This is a genomic window from Pseudoalteromonas sp. Hal040, from assembly GCF_037162425.1.
GTDB lineage: Bacteria > Pseudomonadota > Gammaproteobacteria > Enterobacterales > Alteromonadaceae > Pseudoalteromonas > Pseudoalteromonas gelatinilytica.
Genome location: NZ_JARLUU010000002.1, coordinates 608,612 through 626,940, shown reverse-complemented (window position 1 = coordinate 626,940; position 18,329 = coordinate 608,612). Strand labels below are relative to the sequence as shown.

At 42.4% G+C, this 18,329-nt stretch carries 15 protein-coding genes; 5 read left to right on the top strand and 10 right to left on the bottom strand.

Translation table 11 applies throughout. The annotated features are described in order from the left end of the window. Positions 1–34: 34 nt before the first annotated feature. Positions 35–1,627: a carboxylesterase/lipase family protein gene (locus P4S60_RS20385; RefSeq protein ID WP_337117313.1), complete on the bottom strand. Its 1,593-nt coding sequence runs from the start codon at positions 1,625–1,627 to the stop codon at positions 35–37. Between the two features lie 193 nt (positions 1,628–1,820). On the opposite strand from P4S60_RS20385, the gene P4S60_RS20380 reads away from it, so the two are divergent. Continuing rightward, entirely contained in the window at positions 1,821–3,137 is a 1,317-nt protein-coding gene (locus tag P4S60_RS20380; RefSeq protein ID WP_337117311.1) for a methyl-accepting chemotaxis protein, read from the top strand. Positions 3,138–3,187: 50 nt separating this feature from the next. Here P4S60_RS20380 and P4S60_RS20375 read toward each other — a convergent pair whose 3' ends face one another. Continuing rightward, on the bottom strand, positions 3,188–4,186 hold the full coding sequence (locus P4S60_RS20375) for a DUF4382 domain-containing protein (protein WP_337117535.1): 999 nt from the start codon (positions 4,184–4,186) through the stop codon (positions 3,188–3,190). A gap of 228 nt (positions 4,187–4,414) precedes the next feature. Between P4S60_RS20375 and P4S60_RS20370 the strand changes: the two genes are divergently transcribed. Continuing rightward, on the top strand, positions 4,415–4,855 hold the full coding sequence (locus tag P4S60_RS20370; protein ID WP_337117309.1) for a hypothetical protein: 441 nt from the start codon (positions 4,415–4,417) through the stop codon (positions 4,853–4,855). 37 nt (positions 4,856–4,892) lie between these two features. Here P4S60_RS20370 and P4S60_RS20365 read toward each other — a convergent pair whose 3' ends face one another. From P4S60_RS20365 to P4S60_RS20340, 6 genes are all read right to left on the bottom strand, one after another. Beyond that, positions 4,893–6,581, bottom strand: a complete 1,689-nt coding sequence (locus P4S60_RS20365; RefSeq protein WP_337117308.1) for a methyl-accepting chemotaxis protein — start codon at positions 6,579–6,581, stop codon at positions 4,893–4,895. A gap of 99 nt (positions 6,582–6,680) precedes the next feature. Further along, positions 6,681–7,190: a GNAT family N-acetyltransferase gene (locus tag P4S60_RS20360; protein WP_337117307.1), complete on the bottom strand. Its 510-nt coding sequence runs from the start codon at positions 7,188–7,190 to the stop codon at positions 6,681–6,683. 3 nt (positions 7,191–7,193) lie between these two features. Beyond that, on the bottom strand, positions 7,194–8,537 hold the full coding sequence (astB, locus tag P4S60_RS20355; protein ID WP_337117306.1) for an N-succinylarginine dihydrolase: 1,344 nt from the start codon (positions 8,535–8,537) through the stop codon (positions 7,194–7,196). 48 nt (positions 8,538–8,585) lie between these two features. Then, complete coding sequence (locus tag P4S60_RS20350; protein WP_054562555.1) at positions 8,586–8,816, bottom strand: helix-turn-helix domain-containing protein; 231 nt, start codon at positions 8,814–8,816, stop codon at positions 8,586–8,588. A gap of 667 nt (positions 8,817–9,483) precedes the next feature. Continuing rightward, the gene (locus tag P4S60_RS20345) at positions 9,484–10,497 is read right to left on the bottom strand and encodes a zinc-binding alcohol dehydrogenase family protein (protein WP_337117305.1); all 1,014 of its coding nucleotides are present in this window, start codon (positions 10,495–10,497) and stop codon (positions 9,484–9,486) included. Between the two features lie 255 nt (positions 10,498–10,752). After that, positions 10,753–11,184, bottom strand: a complete 432-nt coding sequence (locus tag P4S60_RS20340; protein WP_337117304.1) for a MarR family winged helix-turn-helix transcriptional regulator — start codon at positions 11,182–11,184, stop codon at positions 10,753–10,755. 123 nt (positions 11,185–11,307) lie between these two features. On the opposite strand from P4S60_RS20340, the gene P4S60_RS20335 reads away from it, so the two are divergent. After that, positions 11,308–11,736, top strand: a complete 429-nt coding sequence (locus P4S60_RS20335) for an organic hydroperoxide resistance protein (protein WP_054562552.1) — start codon at positions 11,308–11,310, stop codon at positions 11,734–11,736. A gap of 27 nt (positions 11,737–11,763) precedes the next feature. Here the strand turns inward: P4S60_RS20335 and P4S60_RS20330 are convergent, their stop codons facing one another. Further along, positions 11,764–13,497, bottom strand: coding sequence for a GMC family oxidoreductase (locus P4S60_RS20330; RefSeq protein ID WP_337117303.1), 1,734 nt, complete (start codon positions 13,495–13,497; stop codon positions 11,764–11,766). A 25-nt stretch (positions 13,498–13,522) separates the two neighbouring features. After that, a complete protein-coding gene (locus P4S60_RS20325; protein WP_337117534.1) occupies positions 13,523–14,869 on the bottom strand; it encodes a coniferyl aldehyde dehydrogenase in 1,347 nt (448 codons plus the stop codon). Between the two features lie 195 nt (positions 14,870–15,064). Here P4S60_RS20325 and P4S60_RS20320 point away from each other — a divergent pair, with 195 nt between their 5' ends. Then, positions 15,065–16,069: an AraC family transcriptional regulator gene (locus P4S60_RS20320; protein ID WP_337117302.1), complete on the top strand. Its 1,005-nt coding sequence runs from the start codon at positions 15,065–15,067 to the stop codon at positions 16,067–16,069. A gap of 116 nt (positions 16,070–16,185) precedes the next feature. Continuing rightward, on the top strand, positions 16,186–18,309 hold the full coding sequence (locus P4S60_RS20315) for a methyl-accepting chemotaxis protein (protein WP_337117300.1): 2,124 nt from the start codon (positions 16,186–16,188) through the stop codon (positions 18,307–18,309). Positions 18,310–18,329 lie beyond the last annotated feature (20 nt).

The following is an 18,329-nucleotide window of genomic DNA, read 5'->3' as shown; positions in this document are numbered from 1 at the left end:
AATAAGGCGCTTAATTAAGCGCCTTATTTAATTATTACTTTTCAGCTTTTGTAGCTGTGATGTTTAACCGCGCTTGTAAGGGGTCCGGTAAAAACTCTGCAGTCCCTGATTTATTCATTTGCAGTATAAAAGATTCATCATTTTTATATGCTTGCCACGTCGGCAAACCTGGGCCATTTGGTGTGCCTAATTTAATAAAGTTTGTCACATAACGGTGCATTATTTTAGCGGCTTGCTTATCTTGCTCAGTGGTGACATGGCCATATTTTGCTGCCACAGTATTAAAAAAGTATGGAATTTCGCTGGCATGCTCTGCACCAGGTTTATCTAAGGTTTGCGCCACATAACCAAATCGATACAAAAAGGCATCGTTACCCATATCAGTCACACGTTTTGCAACGAACCTTGCTGGCTCTTGCATTAAAGCATCTTGACCAACTTGGTAATTAAGTATAGGTAATGGCATTTGGTCATTTGCATCGTAAGTCATTTTTGCTTGTGTACTGTGAGGAGCAAAACTTGCGAATAGCGCTTCTTTAGAAGCAAAATTAGCAAAGCCTAAATCCATATCTGTTGTGCCAACCATGGTCGCAACACGGCTAAATGTGCCTTTACTCAAGCGCGCTTCTGTCGCCGAATTGATGATAGTGCCATCAATAATTGGCCCGCCAACGTACGTAGATTCATCATCATTTTGTCGGTTTAATGTGCTTAGGTTTAGGTTATCAACCACGTCTTCTGCAGATAGCTCACGTAGTGCAGCAAGGGCATTTTCATCACTGCCTAAAATGGTGTGTTGCTTAGCAAAGTTTTCGCCAATTTTTTCGGCGCTTAATACGGTGTCATCATCACTAGTTAGAGGCAACTGCTTAAAAAGCTCTCGTCCGCCCGCAGACATAATAATCGCTTGCTGGAATAAGCCATTAGCAGCAGGGGTTTGCATCATCGCGTGTACTGATGCGCCTCCTGCAGATTCACCCATGAGTGTCACTTTTGCAGCATCACCACCAAATTGAGCGATATTTTGTTTCACCCACTCTAGAGCCGCGATTTGATCCATTAAAGCGTAATTGCCCAGTGCATCGTTCTCAAAACGACTAAGAGCAGGGTGCGCAAAAAAGCCAAATCGGCCTAGGCGATAATTAAAGCTAACAAAAATAACCCCTTGTTTAGCAAAGCTTTCACCCGAGTAAACAGCGGGTGATGCGCCACCATTTACAAAGCCACCCCCGTGTATCCATACCACAACGGGGTAAGGAGCATCGCTCTGTTTAGTGGGTTTAAACACATTTAAATAAAGGCAATCTTCCGAAGGGGTTGTTGTAAGCGGTGCAGCATCTGCTGCAAACGGCTTTTGCATACAGTCAGGCGCGTAATCGTTAAGTACTTTTATATCTTGCCACTTAGGCACAGGTTGCGGTGCTCGCCAGCGTAACTCTCCTACCGGAGCTGCTGCATACGGAATGCCTTTATAGGCAATAAAACGCCCTTCTTTTTGCCCTTGGATGAGTCCGCCAGTGACGGCAATATGATCAGATTGAGGTTGTTCTTGGCAGCCTTGCAAAAAAACAGCAGAGCCTAATAGAAAAGATGAGTAAAAAATCGATTTGAGAATACGCGATGTCATAACAAAGCCTAGGCTGTTTGGGTAAGGCTTATAATATTATATATTTGGCCATTCTTTAAGAGGAAAGCGCTTTAGTGTAAAGCTATCTATAGGTTAAGCTGTTAATCATTAAGAAAAAAGAATTGTTTTGTAATTTTATTCCTCGCTCTGCTGGGCTAAACTTTAGCTAAGTACCTTAATAACTGGTGTTTCAATGTGGTTTAGTAAAAATAAAGATCAACTCATTGATGCGTTGCAGCATGATGTTGATAGAAGTCAGCAATATTTAGCTGGGATCAGAGAAAACATTGCTTATATCGAATTTACACCAGATGGAACTGTTCTAGAAGCTAATGATTTGTTTTGCAAAACAATGAAAGTGCAAGCTGGCGATATGATTGGTCAGCATCATCGTAAGTTTTGTGCGCCTGAATATAGCAGCTCAAAAGAGTATCAAACTTTTTGGCAAGATATCGCTAAAGGCCAAGCAAAATATGGGGTTTTCTCGCGAGTTAATGGGGCAGGCGAAGCCATTTGGCTGCGTGCAACCTATTTTCCGGTACGCGGTGATGATGGCAAGGTACGCTGTGCAATTAAGTTCGCATCAGAGATTACTAACGAAGTCGAAAAACTTGATGAAATGTCGGCAATCTATGATGCCGTTAATAAAAGCACCGCGATGATCCGCTTTACGCCGGATGGTCACATTATTTCAGCGAATGATAATTTCTTAAATGTTGTAGGCTATAGTCTCGCTGAAATCCAAGGTCAGCATCATAAACTGTTTTGTTATGACGACTTTTATCAAAAGAACCCTAACTTTTGGCAAGAGCTGGCGAACGGGCGCATTTTTTCTGGGCAATTTTCTCGTAAAAAACGTGATGGCAGCCCGCTTTATTTAGAGGCAACCTATAACCCTATTTTTAATAAACAGGGTAAAGTGACACAGATCATTAAGTTTGCATCTGATGTCACCGCTAGAGTTAACAGCACCGAAGAAGTGAAACATGCAGCAGAAAATGCCGGACACACGTCGGAAGAAACCTCGCAAGTTGTGACGAATGGACAGCAACGAATTTTAAGCAGTGTTGAATCATCAAAAAAAGTGAGTGAGCAAGTTCATCAAACCCGTGAACTGTCGGATGTGTTAGCGCAGCAGTCATCACAAATAGGTGAAATTGTAACAACCATTAATAGCATCGCAGAACAAACAAACCTACTCGCTTTAAATGCAGCGATTGAAGCTGCCAGAGCCGGGGAGCATGGTCGCGGTTTTGCAGTGGTTGCCGATGAGGTTAGAAATTTATCGCAACGTACTTCTGTGTCGACCAGTGAAATATCAGGCTTAATTGGAAAAACGCAAGAAATCGCAGCAAAAATGACGGCTCTTATCGAAGAAATTGAAACACTGTCTGGTGAGTCTCAGCAAAATGTTGAAGAAGTCAGCATGATCATGGAAGACATTAAAACCGGTGCGGATAAAGTGGTAGATCAGATATCCGAAGTGATAATTCGTTACGATACACTATAAACAACAAAAAGCCCGCACACAGTGCGGGCATTTAATGGGGTATTCCAATATTATTCAGAAACAGTGAAAGACACGTCTAAGTCTTCACCCGATGTTACTGTAATTGGTTTTACTTGATAAAGCGTAAATGCTTCGTCTTGCGTTTCTACGTCATCGATGTGCGCGGCGCAGGTATAAGCAAGTTGGTAGTCACCTGGTTGAATGAACGCAAGTTCAAATTCGTATTGGTTATCTTCGCTATCGAAAACAACATCCGCCGTTGCAAGAGGTGCATCTAATGGTGTTTCATCTTCGTTAACTTCATAGTTGTCCATTGGCATTTCAACATCGCTGCTATATAAGTAAACAGCATGACCGAATGAACCATCTTCCAGTGCGATATCGATATTATCTGTTTCACAGTTCGCGATGAGTACGTCGCTCACAGTGCCTTCGATATCTTCAGATTCAGCAAGGTTTTCTAAGCGAACACCGCGTGGTTTTAAGAAGATCTCATCACTATTTTGTGGATCAACTAATGACTTTTTAAGGTCAAACTCAATAACAAACTCGTTACCAGCTTGGTTAAGGGTAAAACCATCAAGTTGGATTTCACCGATACCATCGTTGCCTTTACGTTTAACAACCAGTGGTGCAATGCTGTCATCTTCGTATACAACATGCGAAGTCATGGTTAAATCGTTTGTGTCACCATTGATCACATCTGCACGGATCCATTGATATTCGCCAGCAGGTACTTCTTCATCTTCTAATAAAGAAAATACATCATCGCCTGTGTAGTCTAATAAGTTAACCATTTCAGGCATGGTTTCATCATCATCTTCACGGGTCTCAAAAGTGAACTCTTCACCACCTTGGGTTTTCAATGTGATTGAATCAAACACAACATTAACAGCTTTTAAACCTGTCACTGGTGCATCAGACACACCTAACGTGAACTGTGCAGTTTGCGGCTGAGGGTCAACCGAGTCGTTCTTGTCGTTATCTGAGCCACAGCCAACAAGTGCAAGTAAAACGGCGCTGCTAAGTAATGTAGTTTTAAAGTTCATCATTTCTTCCCTTTGTGTTCTAAAAATTTACTAATAGTGTAATAACTAAAACTTAATGTATCTTGAATTGCTAATAATAAGTTTCGATTAACACCTTTGTACCTTTTATGTAACAACCTGAAAGCCACAAAAAATATAAATGCAAATTTAGCGTGCTTTTTAAGCAAATCCATTTTTCTTCCACATTTTGCTGACATCATCGCAAAAAATAAAAATCTAGGAACAAAAATGAAGGTCATTGATTTAGAAAAGCGCTTTGAGTTTAGGGGATGGGCACTGTTAGGTGCATTTAATTTAATCTTATTTGTGGGATTTATTAATAGCTCATCAGAAGTAAGCAGCTTACTTTTTAGTTTTTTTCTGTGTACTGTTTCATTGCTACTAGCGCTGTTAGTGTTTAATTCAAAGCGCAATGTAACGGTGTGTCGCCATGGTGTGCATTACCGTAATATATTTGGGCAATGCCGCCATATGCATGCAAGACAAGTGCAGTTTATTCACCATTACTCATTTTTTGGTGTGCGCTTAGTACTTATTATGGGTGACAAATATGTCTGCTTTGCGCCATTTTATAGTCTCAGCGATAAGCAGCAACAACGCCTAAAGCGTTACGATAATGACTTATTCGATTGGTTAAAAAACTTACAAAAGACCAATGGTTTTTGTTAAGCAGGCGTATCTGCCTGCCTAACAATAGCACTAAATATTACGTTTTATAGCGACTTACATTTTGTTCTAACTGCGTTGCCGTGTCTGTTAGTTCATGCATGTACGATGTGGCTACATCGGTATCATTGGCGGTTTTGTTAGCAATATCGACAATGGTCGTCATGTTTTGATTAATCGCTTCAGACACTGATGTTTGCTCTTCAGCGGCTGTGGCAATTTGTGCATTTTGTGATGTGATGGTGTTAACCGAAAGCAGTACTTCATTAAGCGCTTTTTCGACTTCGCCGGCCTCATTAACACTGGTTGCACTGCCTGATTTAATTGATTGCATAATGCTGTTTACAGTTGTTGTTCCTTGCTGTACTTGCTCAATCATTGCCTCTATTTCATGAGTACTATCTTGCGTGCGTTTTGCAAGCGTTCGCACTTCATCAGCCACGACCGCAAAACCACGACCCGCTTCACCAGCTCGGGCAGATTCAATAGCCGCGTTCAGTGCCAGTAGATTTGTTTGCTCGGCAATGTTTCTGATCACATCAAGCACACTACCAATTTGACTCGATTGTTGATTAAGCTGATCGACCGCATTAGCCCCTTCATCAACTTGTTTGGCAAGGCCATTAATCACTTTTATGGCAATGAGCAATTGATTGTTAGCTTGCTTAACTAAATGATCGGCATGTTCAGCAGCGGTTGAGGCCTCTTGAGCACTGCGGGCAACTTCCATTGACGCCGCCGACATTTCGTTTATTGCGGTTGCAACTTGTTCACTTTCTTCATGTTGACGATTAATACCTGCGTGCATATTGGCAAGTAGCTCGTTGAGTTTGTGCGATGCTTGATTCATCGATTGCGATGATTGGCGAATATCAATAACCATCTTACCAACGTCATCGGCAAAGCGGTTAAACGAGCTGCCAAGCTTGCCCAGTTCATCGTCTCGTTTCACCATTAAACGTTGGGTTAAATCGCCATCACCTTGTGATATATCGTTCATTGCTAGTACGGTTGTGTGCAGAGGGCTAGTAATACTGCGCGATACTACCACTGCAATCGGCGCGGTAATTGCAACAGCAAATACTGAAGCGATAACGGTGTTTATAAAGGCATTATCGATGCCTTCATTAACCCGTTGTTCTGTTACTGCAACTTGTTGCTCAAGGCCACTGATCCAAAAGCCGGTTCCTAGCACCCAGTTCCATTTTGGTAGTAAAGCGGCATAACCGAGTTTAGGGTTCACACTGCCATTGGTATTTTTCCAAGAATACTGCACATAGCCACCGCCCTTTTTTGCGGCATCAATCAGCTCTCGTATCAGATAAACCCCATTAGGGTCTTTAAAATCATATAGGTTTTTACCCTCAAGTGAGGCGTTAACGCCATGGGCAATATTGACACCTTTTAGATCATAAACAAATACATAGCCTGTATCGCCAGCATCATCAAAACGCAAATTACGCAAAATGCTTTTTGCTTGGTTTTGCAGCTGTTCAGTATTAGAGCCATCATCTTGTGCGATGAGATGAGCAATCGAACTCATGGCAATTTTTTGATAGTTACTGACTTCTGCTTTTCGGTCGTTTTCCATTTGTGTAGCAAAACTTTCAACGGTTTGCGCACCACTGTGTTTTGACTGCACATAATTGTAGAGTGTCAGCATAATTGCAATGAGTAGAGGGGGAAGTAGGGCTAGAAAGAGTACCCGTTGCTGTATTGATAGCGCCATTTATCGCTCCTAATAAAAATCCGCAGTACTAGTTTAGTACGTTTAAAGATTTTTATTAGTCGACTTTATGATTATATCAATTGGCTATGAAAAGCAGATCTAGGCGACCTGCTTATAAAAATACACCGTTGCGTCAAATTCACCGGATGAGCTTTTCGCAAAACCAGGAATAGTGCCAGCTTCAATATAATCGAGTTTGCGATACAAATATGAAGCAGTGTCGCCTTGGCGAGTATCAAGTATTAGTAATTGAATACCTAAGATACGGGCGTCGGTTTCTAGGCTATTCATCAATTGTTTTGCTATTCCTTTGCCTTGATATTCGCTGTGCACCATGAGCTTTTCTACTTCACCGCGGTGAGCGCCATTGGCTTTGGCGCACAAAGAAAGCTGCACTGAGCCAATCACCGTATCACCATCAAGGGCAAGATAAAGCCTACGGTAAGGCGTTGCTAAATCCCCATCGACCCCTTGCCAGTAGTCATGTGCTGACTGTAATGATAGCGGGGCAATAAAGCCGATTGATGCGCCACTATTAACGCTATCAATCAGTAAACTATTGAGTGATTTAGACACCCCTCTAATAGAGTGTACTGCTTTAATTTTCATTATTTATTCTTGTTGAAATGGATACACAGAGCCTAAGTTAAGTAAGCTGGTTAACTCATCAAGTGCCTGGTAGCTTTCGGTTAAAAGCATTGGATCGGCAAAGTCATCACTACTTAACGAGTCACGGTAATGCTTATTCGCCCAACTCACTAATTGGTTATATTTTTCTTCGCTGAATCGTACACCCGGATTGACCGCGGCTAGTTCGTCAGTATTGAGCGCAACACGCAAGCGTAAACAAGCAGGCCCACCGCCATTTTGCATGCTTTGGCGCAAGTCAAAAAAGCGCACTTGCTGAACTGGGTTATCTGCCAAAATCATTTCTTGAATGTAATCGTGAACAGCTTGATTACGCTGACACTCTTTAGGTGCAACCAGCATCATGCTGTCATCACTTAAGGTAATTAATTGGCTATTAAATAAATAGCTGCCTACAGCATCAGTAATGCTCACTTTATTGGTTGGCACTTCAATAATATGTAGCGGCTTGTTGCCAAGGTAAGCTTGTTTAATCTGTTTTAGCGTATCAGCTTGATGCAAAAACGCTTGTTCGTGACATAAAAGTACATTGCCATTGGCCACAGCGATTACATCGTTATGGAAGACACCTTGGTCTATTACATCAGGGTTTTGTTGAATAAATAACTGATTTTCTGGTTTTAGTTGATGTAAACGGGCAATTGCTTGCGAAGCTTCAAGAGATTGTCTTGCAGGAAATTTAACAGGTTTTGGTAAGGCGCTATTAAAACTACTTGCCCCATAAACAAAGATCTCAAGCCCTGCATCTGCGTGACTGTCGCATAGTCGATTATGGTTTGCGGCGCCTTCATCACCAAAAAAGCCTTGATCAGGTAAGTGCGGATGATGGCTAAAGTAACGCTCATCGTTAAACATGGCTTTTAATAATGCCGTAGTTGTAACGGGCTCTAGCGAACGGTGAAATTTGTTATTTAAGTTAGCAGCCGTAAAGTGCACTTTGCCATCAAGCGTATCGACAGAAGGCGAAATAGTGCCAGCATTGGCTGTCCACATGGCCGATGCACTGTAACAAGCTCGCAGTAAAACAGGGTCGGCTTTAAATGCTTTTTCTATAATTTGGCTATCGCTGCCTGTAAAGCCTAAACGCTTTAGCACGTTAATGTCGGGGCGAGCATGAGGTGCAAAAATACCTTGTTCTAGCCCTAATTCGTTCATTGCCTTCATTTTTTCAAGGCCTTGTATCACGGCCTCTTTGGGGTTTGAATGCGAAGAGGCGTGACTTAGTGAAGCGACATTGCCATACGATAATCCCGCGTAATTGTGAGTAGGCCCCACTAAGCCATCAAAGTTTACTTCTACTGCGTGCATACTTAATCCATCATTATTGTGCGTGTATTTTAACCATACAGAAGTTATTTAGCTGAAGCTAGCTAACTCCATTTCTACATTACGTAGACTTTGTTGAAGGCGCTTCTGAGTGGCAATTAAATACGCTTTTTGTTTGTTCTGTTTAACTTGTTGCTGTCGTGCGGCTTTGTATAACACACGCTTAGGAATGTCGTACTGCTCAGACGCTTCGGTGATTGTTAGTTGGTGAACCGAAATTTTTTTAAGCGCTTCAATAAATGCGGGGTCATTATTTAACATAGCGACGCTCCAAATCAGCCACATTATGCGGATCGTTTGCTTCATGCATATGCCATGTGCTGATGTCTAATCGCCAAAGTAGATAAAGAGTGTGAAAGAAGTTAGTCACGTTAGTCTCCTTGTTAGTGCCAGTTCATACTCACTATTGGAAGATCTGTGCCAAACCTTTATTAAAATTAAATACATTAAAAATCAATTGGTTAACATTGAGCGGTAAGGGCGTCCCCAAATGCAGGCACTAAAATAGTGAAAGGCAAGCGTAGTAATGCACTTTAATGATGCGTGTTTGCATTATTGAGCGAGGAAAAACGCGATGTGAAATCGCTGCTACATGCTGGCAGCTTGTATCTCGTAACTTGAATCTTAACTTTTTGTTTCGCGCGCCAAGCAAGCGTGACGCCGACAGGTAGCAGCGGCTTTATGCCGCGTCATTGGTGAGGTAGGGGCGATACGAGAATAAAACGCGATGTAAAATCGTTGCTAAATGCTCGCACCTCGCTTCTCGAAACTTTACTCTCGAAACTTTACTCTCGAAACTTTACTCTCGAAACTTTACTCTCGAAACTTTACTCTCGAAACTTTACTCTCGAAACTTTACTCTCGAAACTTTACTCTCGAAACTTTACTCTCGAAACTTTACTCTCGCTAACTTTCCCCTCGCAACTCGTTACTCAAACCCTTCCAACACAAGCTTTCCGCGAGCTTGATGAGATTCTAAAATTCCATGGGCTTTAATAAGGTTTGCTACGTTTATCTTACCTAAATGCTCACCCAATGTTGTTTTGATTGTACCGTTATCCACTAAGGTCGCGAGCTCTGAAAGAAGCTGATGCTGGGCAATCATATCATCGGTTTGGAACATTGAGCGGGTATACATAAACTCCCAATGCAACGAAATACTTTTACGCTTTAACTTTAAAATATCAAAGCTTGCAGGGTCGTCGATCAGTGCCAATTTACCTTGTGGCTTGATCACTTCCATAATGCTATCAAGGTGTTGGTCGGTGTGCGTTAAGCTCACTACGTAATCAAATTCATTCAGATCGGCCGCAAGACGTTGCTCGTTAAGGTTTTTGCTATGATCAAGCACATGATCAACACCTAAGTCTTTAAGCCAGTTGGCGCTTTCTTCTCGTGCGGCGGTACCAACAACGGTTAAATTGGTAAGCTGTTTGGCAAGCTGCACTAAAATTGAGCCTACACCACCTGCGGCACCTATCACTAATACAGAGGCTGGCTTATTGCTTTTAGATTTTTCAATCTGTAAGCGGTCAAACAATAACTCCCATGCCGTAATACTGGTTAATGGCAGGGCGGCTGCTTCACTATTACTGAGGCTTGTTGGTGCAAGACCGACAATGCGTTCATCAACAAGTTGCAGCTCAGCATTACTGCCTTGGCGCGTTAAGTCGCCAGCATAAAACACACGATCACCGACATTAAATAACGAAACTTTGTCGCCAACAGCTTTAACCGTCCCCACGGCGTCCCAGCCAATAACTTTGTAGCCATTGTCTGGTGACACATTGGCGCGAATTTTAGTATCAACAGGGTTTACTGAAATTGCTTCTACGGCGACAAGAATGTCGTGACCTGTAGCAACGGGATCAGGTAACTCAATCGCTTGTAGTGATGAGTCCGATAACGTTGGGGTTGCTGTAGTGTATCCAAATGCTTTCATGATGGTGTCCGTATTGATGAGTTTTGAACACTATAGCGCATCTAGTTTTATTAAAAAGGGTTTAGATACCAGCTCGCAATAATACGTAATCATTTTGAGGGAGCAAACCTGTCGCAACCAGCGTTAAAAATTTCTCATTTAGAACAACTAAATAACGAAATTTTTGCCTTGTTATCAACGAGGTTTTCTTGCCTCAAAAAGCCCACTTTATTAAGCAAGCTGGTATTATCCAAATTCACTTTCAAATAATTTTTGTTAATTGAGGTCACTATTTACTAAATCGAGTAACTCAATCAGTTGCAGTGCTTGTTGTTCGTTAATGCTTGGGAAGCGACAACGAATTTGCGACGGTATATCGGCAGCTTGATCTTGCATCGCCTTGCCTTTGGCTTCGAGCTGCACGAATCGTTTGCGTTTATCTTGGCTATCTTTGGTGATCGACAACAATGCTTTATCGCTCATTTTTTTCAAAATTTGCGTCATTGCACCGCCATCAATGGCTGTTTTTTCAAGTAATTCAGCAATGCTGATCTGATCTTTTTCCCACAGCGCCATCATTACGACGTATTGCGGGTAGGTTAAGTCTAATTGATTGAGAGAATCTCGATACGCACGGGCAATCCCATTCGATGCCATATATAAGCGATGGCATAGCTGGTTATCTAATTTTAGTTGTGGGTATTTCATAATCGATCCTCAAAATTCAATACGAGCATTTTAATTTGCATACAAAGTATTTGCAATCCCGAAAAAGCTGATCTAATATATTTTGCATGCAAAATATATTTTCACTCAATTAGGAGAGTAATCATGAAAGAACTACAAAGCGTCGCATACACAGCAAAAGCAACAGCAACAGGTGGCCGTGAAGGTACAGCAAAATCAGATGATGGTCGTTTAGATGTGGCACTATCAACTCCTAAGGGGTTAGGTGGTGATGATGGTCAAGGTACAAACCCTGAGCAATTATTTGCTGCAGGTTACGCGGCTTGTTTTATCGGTGCATTAAAGTTAGTGGCTGGCCAAGCAAAAGTTAAATTACCAGCTGATACTCATATTAACTCTGAAGTATCTATTGGTCCTATTGAAGGTGGTTTTGGTATTGCTGTTAAGCTTGCGGTATCGGTGGGTGATCTTGATAAAGACACCGCTCTTGCACTTGTTAATAAAGCGCACGAAGTATGCCCATACTCAAACGCAACGCGCGGTAACATTGCTGTTGAATTATCAGTGATCTAATCGCTATTTATCAAAATAGGCCGTGCTTTATGCACGGCTTTTTTGTTTTTCAGCAATCGATTTTGCTAAATCACCTGAACCCGTAAGCGCAGATACTAGGCCTTCGCGTGGCTCACTAAATTGTATTGGTTTAATTTGGCTTGCTCGGGCTGCATCGAATACCGGTATTTGGCTCATCGCGTATTCAGACAATGCGGTAATGGTTAATGATGGGTTTACCCCTAAATTACCCGGTATGATTGAGCCATCAATAACTCGTAGGTTTTGATAGCCGAACACTTCACCTGAGCTATCGACTACGCCGTTAGAGGCATCAGTCCCCATGGCGACGCCACTCATTATATGCGCCGTCATCGGGGCCCCAAAGAGCACTTCAGATAAGGCAGAGCCTGGCACGCCACCGAGTTTTTCGGCGTAGAGTTTGGTTGCTTCTTCTGCTTTTGGAAAGCTGACGCTAAGCGGCGTGTCATTGTCTTTTTGCACCGCAGTAATGCCGTTTTTAAATAATCGATACCATTTACGTCGCCATTCTAGGTGAATAAACGCCTCGGATTTTTGCATTACCAAAAATAGAATTGAGCTGCGGGCTTTTCCTTTTGGCCGCAATACTTTGGCTGTTTTTATTGGATGGCGCAGTGTATTCACTAAAAACTTAGCAATACGCTTGAAGCCTTTTCCAGTCACCATAGGAACGTAAGGTAAATATAGCCATGTGCCATCGGCGCCTTCTCTAAACCGGCAAATTTCAATATTGGTGTCTTTGTCGACCGAAATAAATGAGCTGATCGCAACACCATCATCAACTTTTTTAGTGGTGTTATTCGCGGTGGTGAGGGTTTCTGAATTAGTGCGAATTTGCTGACCTAGCCAAGCTGAAATATTGGGGAGTGTTTTGTCTTTATCGCGCATTTTTAAAAGCAAAGGCACGGTGCCCATGACCCCTGCGCTAAGCACAACGCCTCGTGTTGTTAGGGTATAAATATGGCTATTGCGATGACTGGTATCTTTAATCTTAATTTTGTATCCGGCGCTGCCATCTGCATTGAGCGGGGTGATTTTGATTACTTCAGAGCTGGGTCTTATCTCTACGCCATTGCGCTCGGCAAAGTACAGATAGTTTTTCATCAAGGTGTTTTTGGCATTATGGCGACAACCTATCATGCAGCTACCACAGTAATGGCAGGTATTTCGCCTTGGACCATCGCCATTAAAGTATGGATCGGGTAGCTCTTTGTTATAGGCTTCGCCGGGTTTTGCAAAAAGTACTCCAGTGTTCACGGTTTTGAATGAGTCACCTTGACCCATCTGCTCGGCAATCTCTTTTAGTGTGTGATCGGCAACATTGGTATAAGTATTTTTGGCACTGCCTAACATGCGCTGTGCAAGGCCATAGTAGGGCATTAGACTTTCTTTCCAGTCTGATTTTATTCGTGTCCACGCTGGAGATTGAAATACTTCATCATCAGGAATAAGGTGCACATTGGCATAAATTTGTGAGCCACCACCCACACCCACACCATGCAGCACAGTAACTTTGCTGGTAAACGAAAACTGAATGCAGCCTTTTAGGCCAATTTCTGGCTGCCACATATAATTTTTGATATCTAGGTTGGTCTTTGGAAACTCCTTATCGTCGCGGCGTAGGCCTTTTTCGAGTACTAAAACCCGGTTGCCTTTTTCGCTTAGGCGAAGCGCACTAACCGAGCCACCAAATCCAGAGCCTATAATAATTTGGTCAAAATCAAATGTGTGTTGCTGCATTATTATCACCTGTTGGTGTTTATTATTATGAATTTAATTTACTTAAAAAGGCTAAAAGCTTATCGGCAAATCTACCGTAAGGCGGCATTAAAAATTTCACGCTCGAAAACTTGGCTTGATAAAACACCGGACGTAATTTTGAAAAGGTTAAAAAGCCTTCATAACCATGGTAATGTCCCATACCACTGGCACCTACGCCACCAAAAGGTAAGTCGTGCTGACCGACATGAAACAGGGCATCGTTAACGCTTACACCACCCGACATCACCTGCTCAATATAAAAGTTAATAAGCTTTTTGTCGTAGCTAAAAGGGTAAAACGCTAAAGGTCTATCTCGCTCTGCAATATAATCAACGACCTGCTGCGAGTCTTGATAGGTTTTTACCATTAAAATAGGTCCAAATGTCTCGCGGGTATCAATGCCCATACTGTCATTGCTGTTTAAAATTAATGTCAGTGGCAGTTTTCGTGTGTTGGCATCTGCCACTTGGTCGCTAAGCGTAATAACGTCAGCGCCGAGTTGTTTAGCTTCTTCAATACAGGTTGTAAGGCGTTTAAATGCGCGGTCATCAATAATAGCGGTGTAATCTTGGCTATGGATATCTGGCACATGTTTCTTCGCCCAGCGAGTTGCTGTATCGATAAATAGCGCAAGTTGAGACTGATGCACAAATACATAATCAACATTGGTACAAATTTGCCCCGCGTTCATTTGCTTTACATACATGATGCGCTCAACAGCTTTTTGCATCGGGTAATCAGTCGCAATCACAGCAGGAGATTTACCACCTAACTCAAGGGTTACAGGCGTTAGGTTTTGCGCTGCTGCAGCCATCACTTTTTTACCGGTTTCACCTGATCCTGTGAACATTAGATGATCAAAGGGGAGCTTTGAAAAGGCGATGCCTACTTCGCCTGTCTCACAGTAAAATTGCAGCTTTTCGGGCTTGAAATAGTGGCTCACTAGCTCACCTAAAAGCACACTTAAATGCCGTGAGTTTTCAGACATTTTAACCATCGCCTTATTACCTGCTGCAAATGCAGCAGCTAATTGACTAAAGGCTAAATTTATCGGGAAATTCCACGGCACAATTAACCCTACAACACCAAGCGGCTGGGGAATAACTCGGTTCTTTGCCCCTAAATACATACGGTGATCAACATGTCGCTTTTGCACTTTCATCCACTTTTTTAGGTGTTTTAAAGTGCTATTGATATCTGCGCAGGCATTAATGATTTCGGCAAGTAAAGTTTCATGGCGAGAGCGATTACCATAGTCTTGATTAATAGCACTGATAATACGTGCTTGGTTTTCAGTGATCATGGCTTTTAACGCAAGTAAGTGCTCACGTCTTTGCTGGTAGCTTTCAATACCCTCAGCTTTAGCGTGGCTGCAGCTGCGCGACTAAGTCGGCCATTAAAATGTTGTCGATGTTTATCGGTTTTGCTGCAATGTTCATCTGTATGTTCTGTTTGTCAGAGTTTGTACTAGCATAAATAAATCACTTGAAGTTGATTTGACTTTTTAGGACACTGAAATGACTCTTTAGGACAAAAGGCACACTGCGTGGAAAGTTTAATTCGCTCTTCTAGTTTAGCTGGGTTTGAGAATTTAGTGAGGCAATATGGTGTAAACCCAATTACTTTGTTGGAGAAAGCGGGTATTTTACCTGCACAATTACGCGATCCAGACAGCTTTGTTGTTTACGCTCACTACCTTGAATTACTTGAACTTGCAGCCCAAGCGTGTGATGAGCCGTGCTTTGGCTTAAAGCTTGGTGCATCACAAAGTATGAGTACGGTAGGTTTGATTGGTGCTTACATGTCGCGCCAACCTACGATTCTTGATGCCCTTAATGTTGCTCAAAAATACATATACCTGCATGCCGAAGGCATTGTGCTAAACCTTGCCTTGTTTGGGCAAACGAGTTGTGAGGTCCGTTTTGTCCGACTGTCTGACGAAAAACACGAGTTTGAGCAAAAGTCTCAGTTGGCAGTGTGTTTGGTCAATAAAATATTAAAAGAATTAGTTGGCCCGAAATGGCGCGCTGATAAAGTGTGTTTACGGCAATCTGTCGCGGTGAAACAGCGGCCATTATTTAATAAAGTGCTTAATTGCGAGGTTGAGTTTAACAGTGATGTTGATGCGATTTACTTTTCAAGCGCATTTTTATCCTATAAACCCCAGCTCAATGATGCCATTTTAGACACCCTAATAGCCGATCAACTTGAGCTGCAACGCCTTAATAAACTCCCCGATGAAATGCTGCAAATAGAAAGTGCGATGAAAATGTTGCTAGCAACCGGTGAGTGCAATAAAGAAAATACCGCCAAAAGTGTAGGGTTACACCCCAAAAAGCTGCAGCGCATATTAACTGAGCATAACACCAGTTATCGGCAATTGTTGGACGAAGTACGAAAGTCAGAGGCAATGCGACTATTACAACAAAAGCATATCAATATGACCGACTTAGCACTGCGTTTAGGCTATGCGGAGCTGTCGATTTTTAGTCGTCGCTTTAAGCTATGGTTTGGTGTGTCACCCACCGAATGGCAGCAAAATTTGCGCTAACTTTACAAAAAGCTTCAATCACACTAAAACTTCATACTTTTTTTCTAATTGTCCCTGTGAAGTCATGCAAATGGTCTAAACTATTAGCAAACCTACAATAAAAACAGGAAATGTCGATGCGGCAGTTAGCATTAGCGAAAAAGTTATTATGGCTTACGGTAGGCAGTATATTTATTACTGTGTTTGTTTTATCGAGTGTTTTATGGTGGCAACTGTCAAACAGTAACCAGCAATTAGCTGCGCAATCAGAAAAGTTGATTGTTGCTGAAGTTGAAGACAAACTCGCCTCAAATGCCGCCGCATATGGTGAACAAGTAGCTGGGTTTATTAACGAAGCGTACCGAGTACCTTACTCATTTGCCGCTATCTTAGGCGATCATGATGCTGCAACGACCCTAACACGTGATGCTGTGGTTGAGTTGAATCGCTCTCTGTTACAAAAAAATACTATTCTTTCATCTATTTATTCGCAATTTGAAGCAAATGCGTTTGATGGCCGCGATGCAAATTTCATCAGTGGTTATGACCACTCTGTAGCAGGTGTTGGCACACTCGAAATTTATTTCACGCGCAATCGAGATGGCGCCATTGAACAACAGGTGGTTGACGATGCGGCTGAGAAATATGTCGATACGCTCAATGAATTTGGCCAGCGGGAAGCTGAGTGGTACTTGTGTGTGAAAGATACCAAAGTGCCTTGTATAATGGAGCCCTACTTATACGAAATCACCCCAGGGTATTCAGAAATGATGACCTCTTTAACTGTGCCCATTCTTCGTGATAACGAATTTATTGGTGTTGCTGGGGTTGATTTAACCCTGCCAGTGTTTCAAAGCATGACCGAAAAACTCTCAAAAGAGTTGTATAACGGTAAAGCACGCGTCACCTTATTAAGTTCACTCGATTTAGTGGTTGGTAGTAGCCATTACAAAGATAAGTTAGGCAGACCGTTAAAAGAGGCGGTGGCCAAAAGCACTTTAGACAATTACGTAAAAGCGAAAAAACAAAGTGGTGTATTTAAAGTCGGTGATGAGTATTTAGTTAACTACCCAATTACCATTAAGCTTGCGAAAACACAGTGGAACTTATTGATTGAAGTACCCGCAGAGCTTGCCCTTGAAGGGCCGCATGCACTGGCTAATAGCATGAGTGAAAATGCCAATACACTAGGCGGTTTAATCTTGGTAACGGGTATTATTATTGCTGGTGCCGCCTTTGTGATCATGACCTTAGTGATCCGCACAATTGTGGCTCCATTACAGCAAATTCAACAGCGCGTTGATAACCTTGCCAGTGCTGAAGGTGATTTAACTCAAACCCTGCATGTTGATACTCACGCTGAGCTAATCGCATTGGCAACAGGCTTTAATGCATTTCTTGCTAAATTGCGCGATTTAATTGGTGAGCTTAAAAATGTATCAACGCAAACCAAAGAGCAGGCTCACTTAGCGACTAGTGTTGCTGTTGATACAAAACACAACGTTCAAGCTCAGTTCCAAGAAATTGAGAGCGTAGTAACCGCCATGAATGAAATGAGCGCGACAGCACTCGAAGTAGCAAGAGCCTCAGAGCAGTCAGCACAACAAGCCGATGAAATAAACAGCCTTGTTGTGAGCAGTGAATCGAGCTTGTCGTCTGCGGTTACCCAAGTTAAAACCATGTCGGACGAAATCAAAGAGGCCAATCAAGCGGTTGAAAAAGTTGCGGCACGTAGTAACGACATTACACAAATTTTAGATGTGATCAGAACAATTGCAGAGCAAACAAACTTACTTGCACTGAATGCAGCAATTGAAGCGGCAAGGGCCGGTGAACAAGGCCGTGGCTTTGCGGTAGTAGCAGATGAAGTAAGGGCTCTCGCTTCAAAAACACGTTCATCAACCGATGACATCAGCGGCCTAATCGACAGCTTACAGCTAGAAGTAGGTAATGCGTCTAAGGTTATTGAACAAGGTGTTGTGCGTGCACAAACCGCGGTAGATGAAACCTCCGTTGCATTTGATGCATTACACGAAGTTGTCGTCAAAGTGGATGAAATTACACAGCAAATTACTCACATTGCAACGGCCGCAGAAGAGCAAAGCTCAGTTACAGAAGAGATAAACCGCAACCTGACGTTAATTTCAGATGCCGCATCGCAACTAGCTGAGCTATCTACCCAAGCCGGAGACGGTAGCCAAACCCTCAATGCACTTGTTGCACAACAAGATGATGAGTTGAATAAGTTGAAGACGAAATAACTTTAAGTTGCTAGGAGCTA

Coding starts and splice junctions, on each gene's coding strand:
- P4S60_RS20365 (WP_337117308.1), bottom strand. CDS start 6,581: ATGGCGCTATCAATACAGCAACGGGTACTCTTTCTAGCCCTACTTCCC.
- P4S60_RS20370 (WP_337117309.1), top strand. CDS start 4,415: ATGAAGGTCATTGATTTAGAAAAGCGCTTTGAGTTTAGGGGATGGGCA.
- P4S60_RS20315 (WP_337117300.1), top strand. CDS start 16,186: ATGCGGCAGTTAGCATTAGCGAAAAAGTTATTATGGCTTACGGTAGGC.
- P4S60_RS20375 (WP_337117535.1), bottom strand. CDS start 4,186: ATGAACTTTAAAACTACATTACTTAGCAGCGCCGTTTTACTTGCACTT.
- P4S60_RS20340 (WP_337117304.1), bottom strand. CDS start 11,184: ATGAAATACCCACAACTAAAATTAGATAACCAGCTATGCCATCGCTTA.
- P4S60_RS20380 (WP_337117311.1), top strand. CDS start 1,821: ATGTGGTTTAGTAAAAATAAAGATCAACTCATTGATGCGTTGCAGCAT.
- P4S60_RS20330 (WP_337117303.1), bottom strand. CDS start 13,497: ATGCAGCAACACACATTTGATTTTGACCAAATTATTATAGGCTCTGGA.
- P4S60_RS20385 (WP_337117313.1), bottom strand. CDS start 1,627: ATGACATCGCGTATTCTCAAATCGATTTTTTACTCATCTTTTCTATTA.
- P4S60_RS20360 (WP_337117307.1), bottom strand. CDS start 7,190: ATGAAAATTAAAGCAGTACACTCTATTAGAGGGGTGTCTAAATCACTC.
- P4S60_RS20350 (WP_054562555.1), bottom strand. CDS start 8,816: ATGTTAAATAATGACCCCGCATTTATTGAAGCGCTTAAAAAAATTTCG.
- P4S60_RS20335 (WP_054562552.1), top strand. CDS start 11,308: ATGAAAGAACTACAAAGCGTCGCATACACAGCAAAAGCAACAGCAACA.
- astB (WP_337117306.1), bottom strand. CDS start 8,537: ATGCACGCAGTAGAAGTAAACTTTGATGGCTTAGTGGGGCCTACTCAC.
- P4S60_RS20345 (WP_337117305.1), bottom strand. CDS start 10,497: ATGAAAGCATTTGGATACACTACAGCAACCCCAACGTTATCGGACTCA.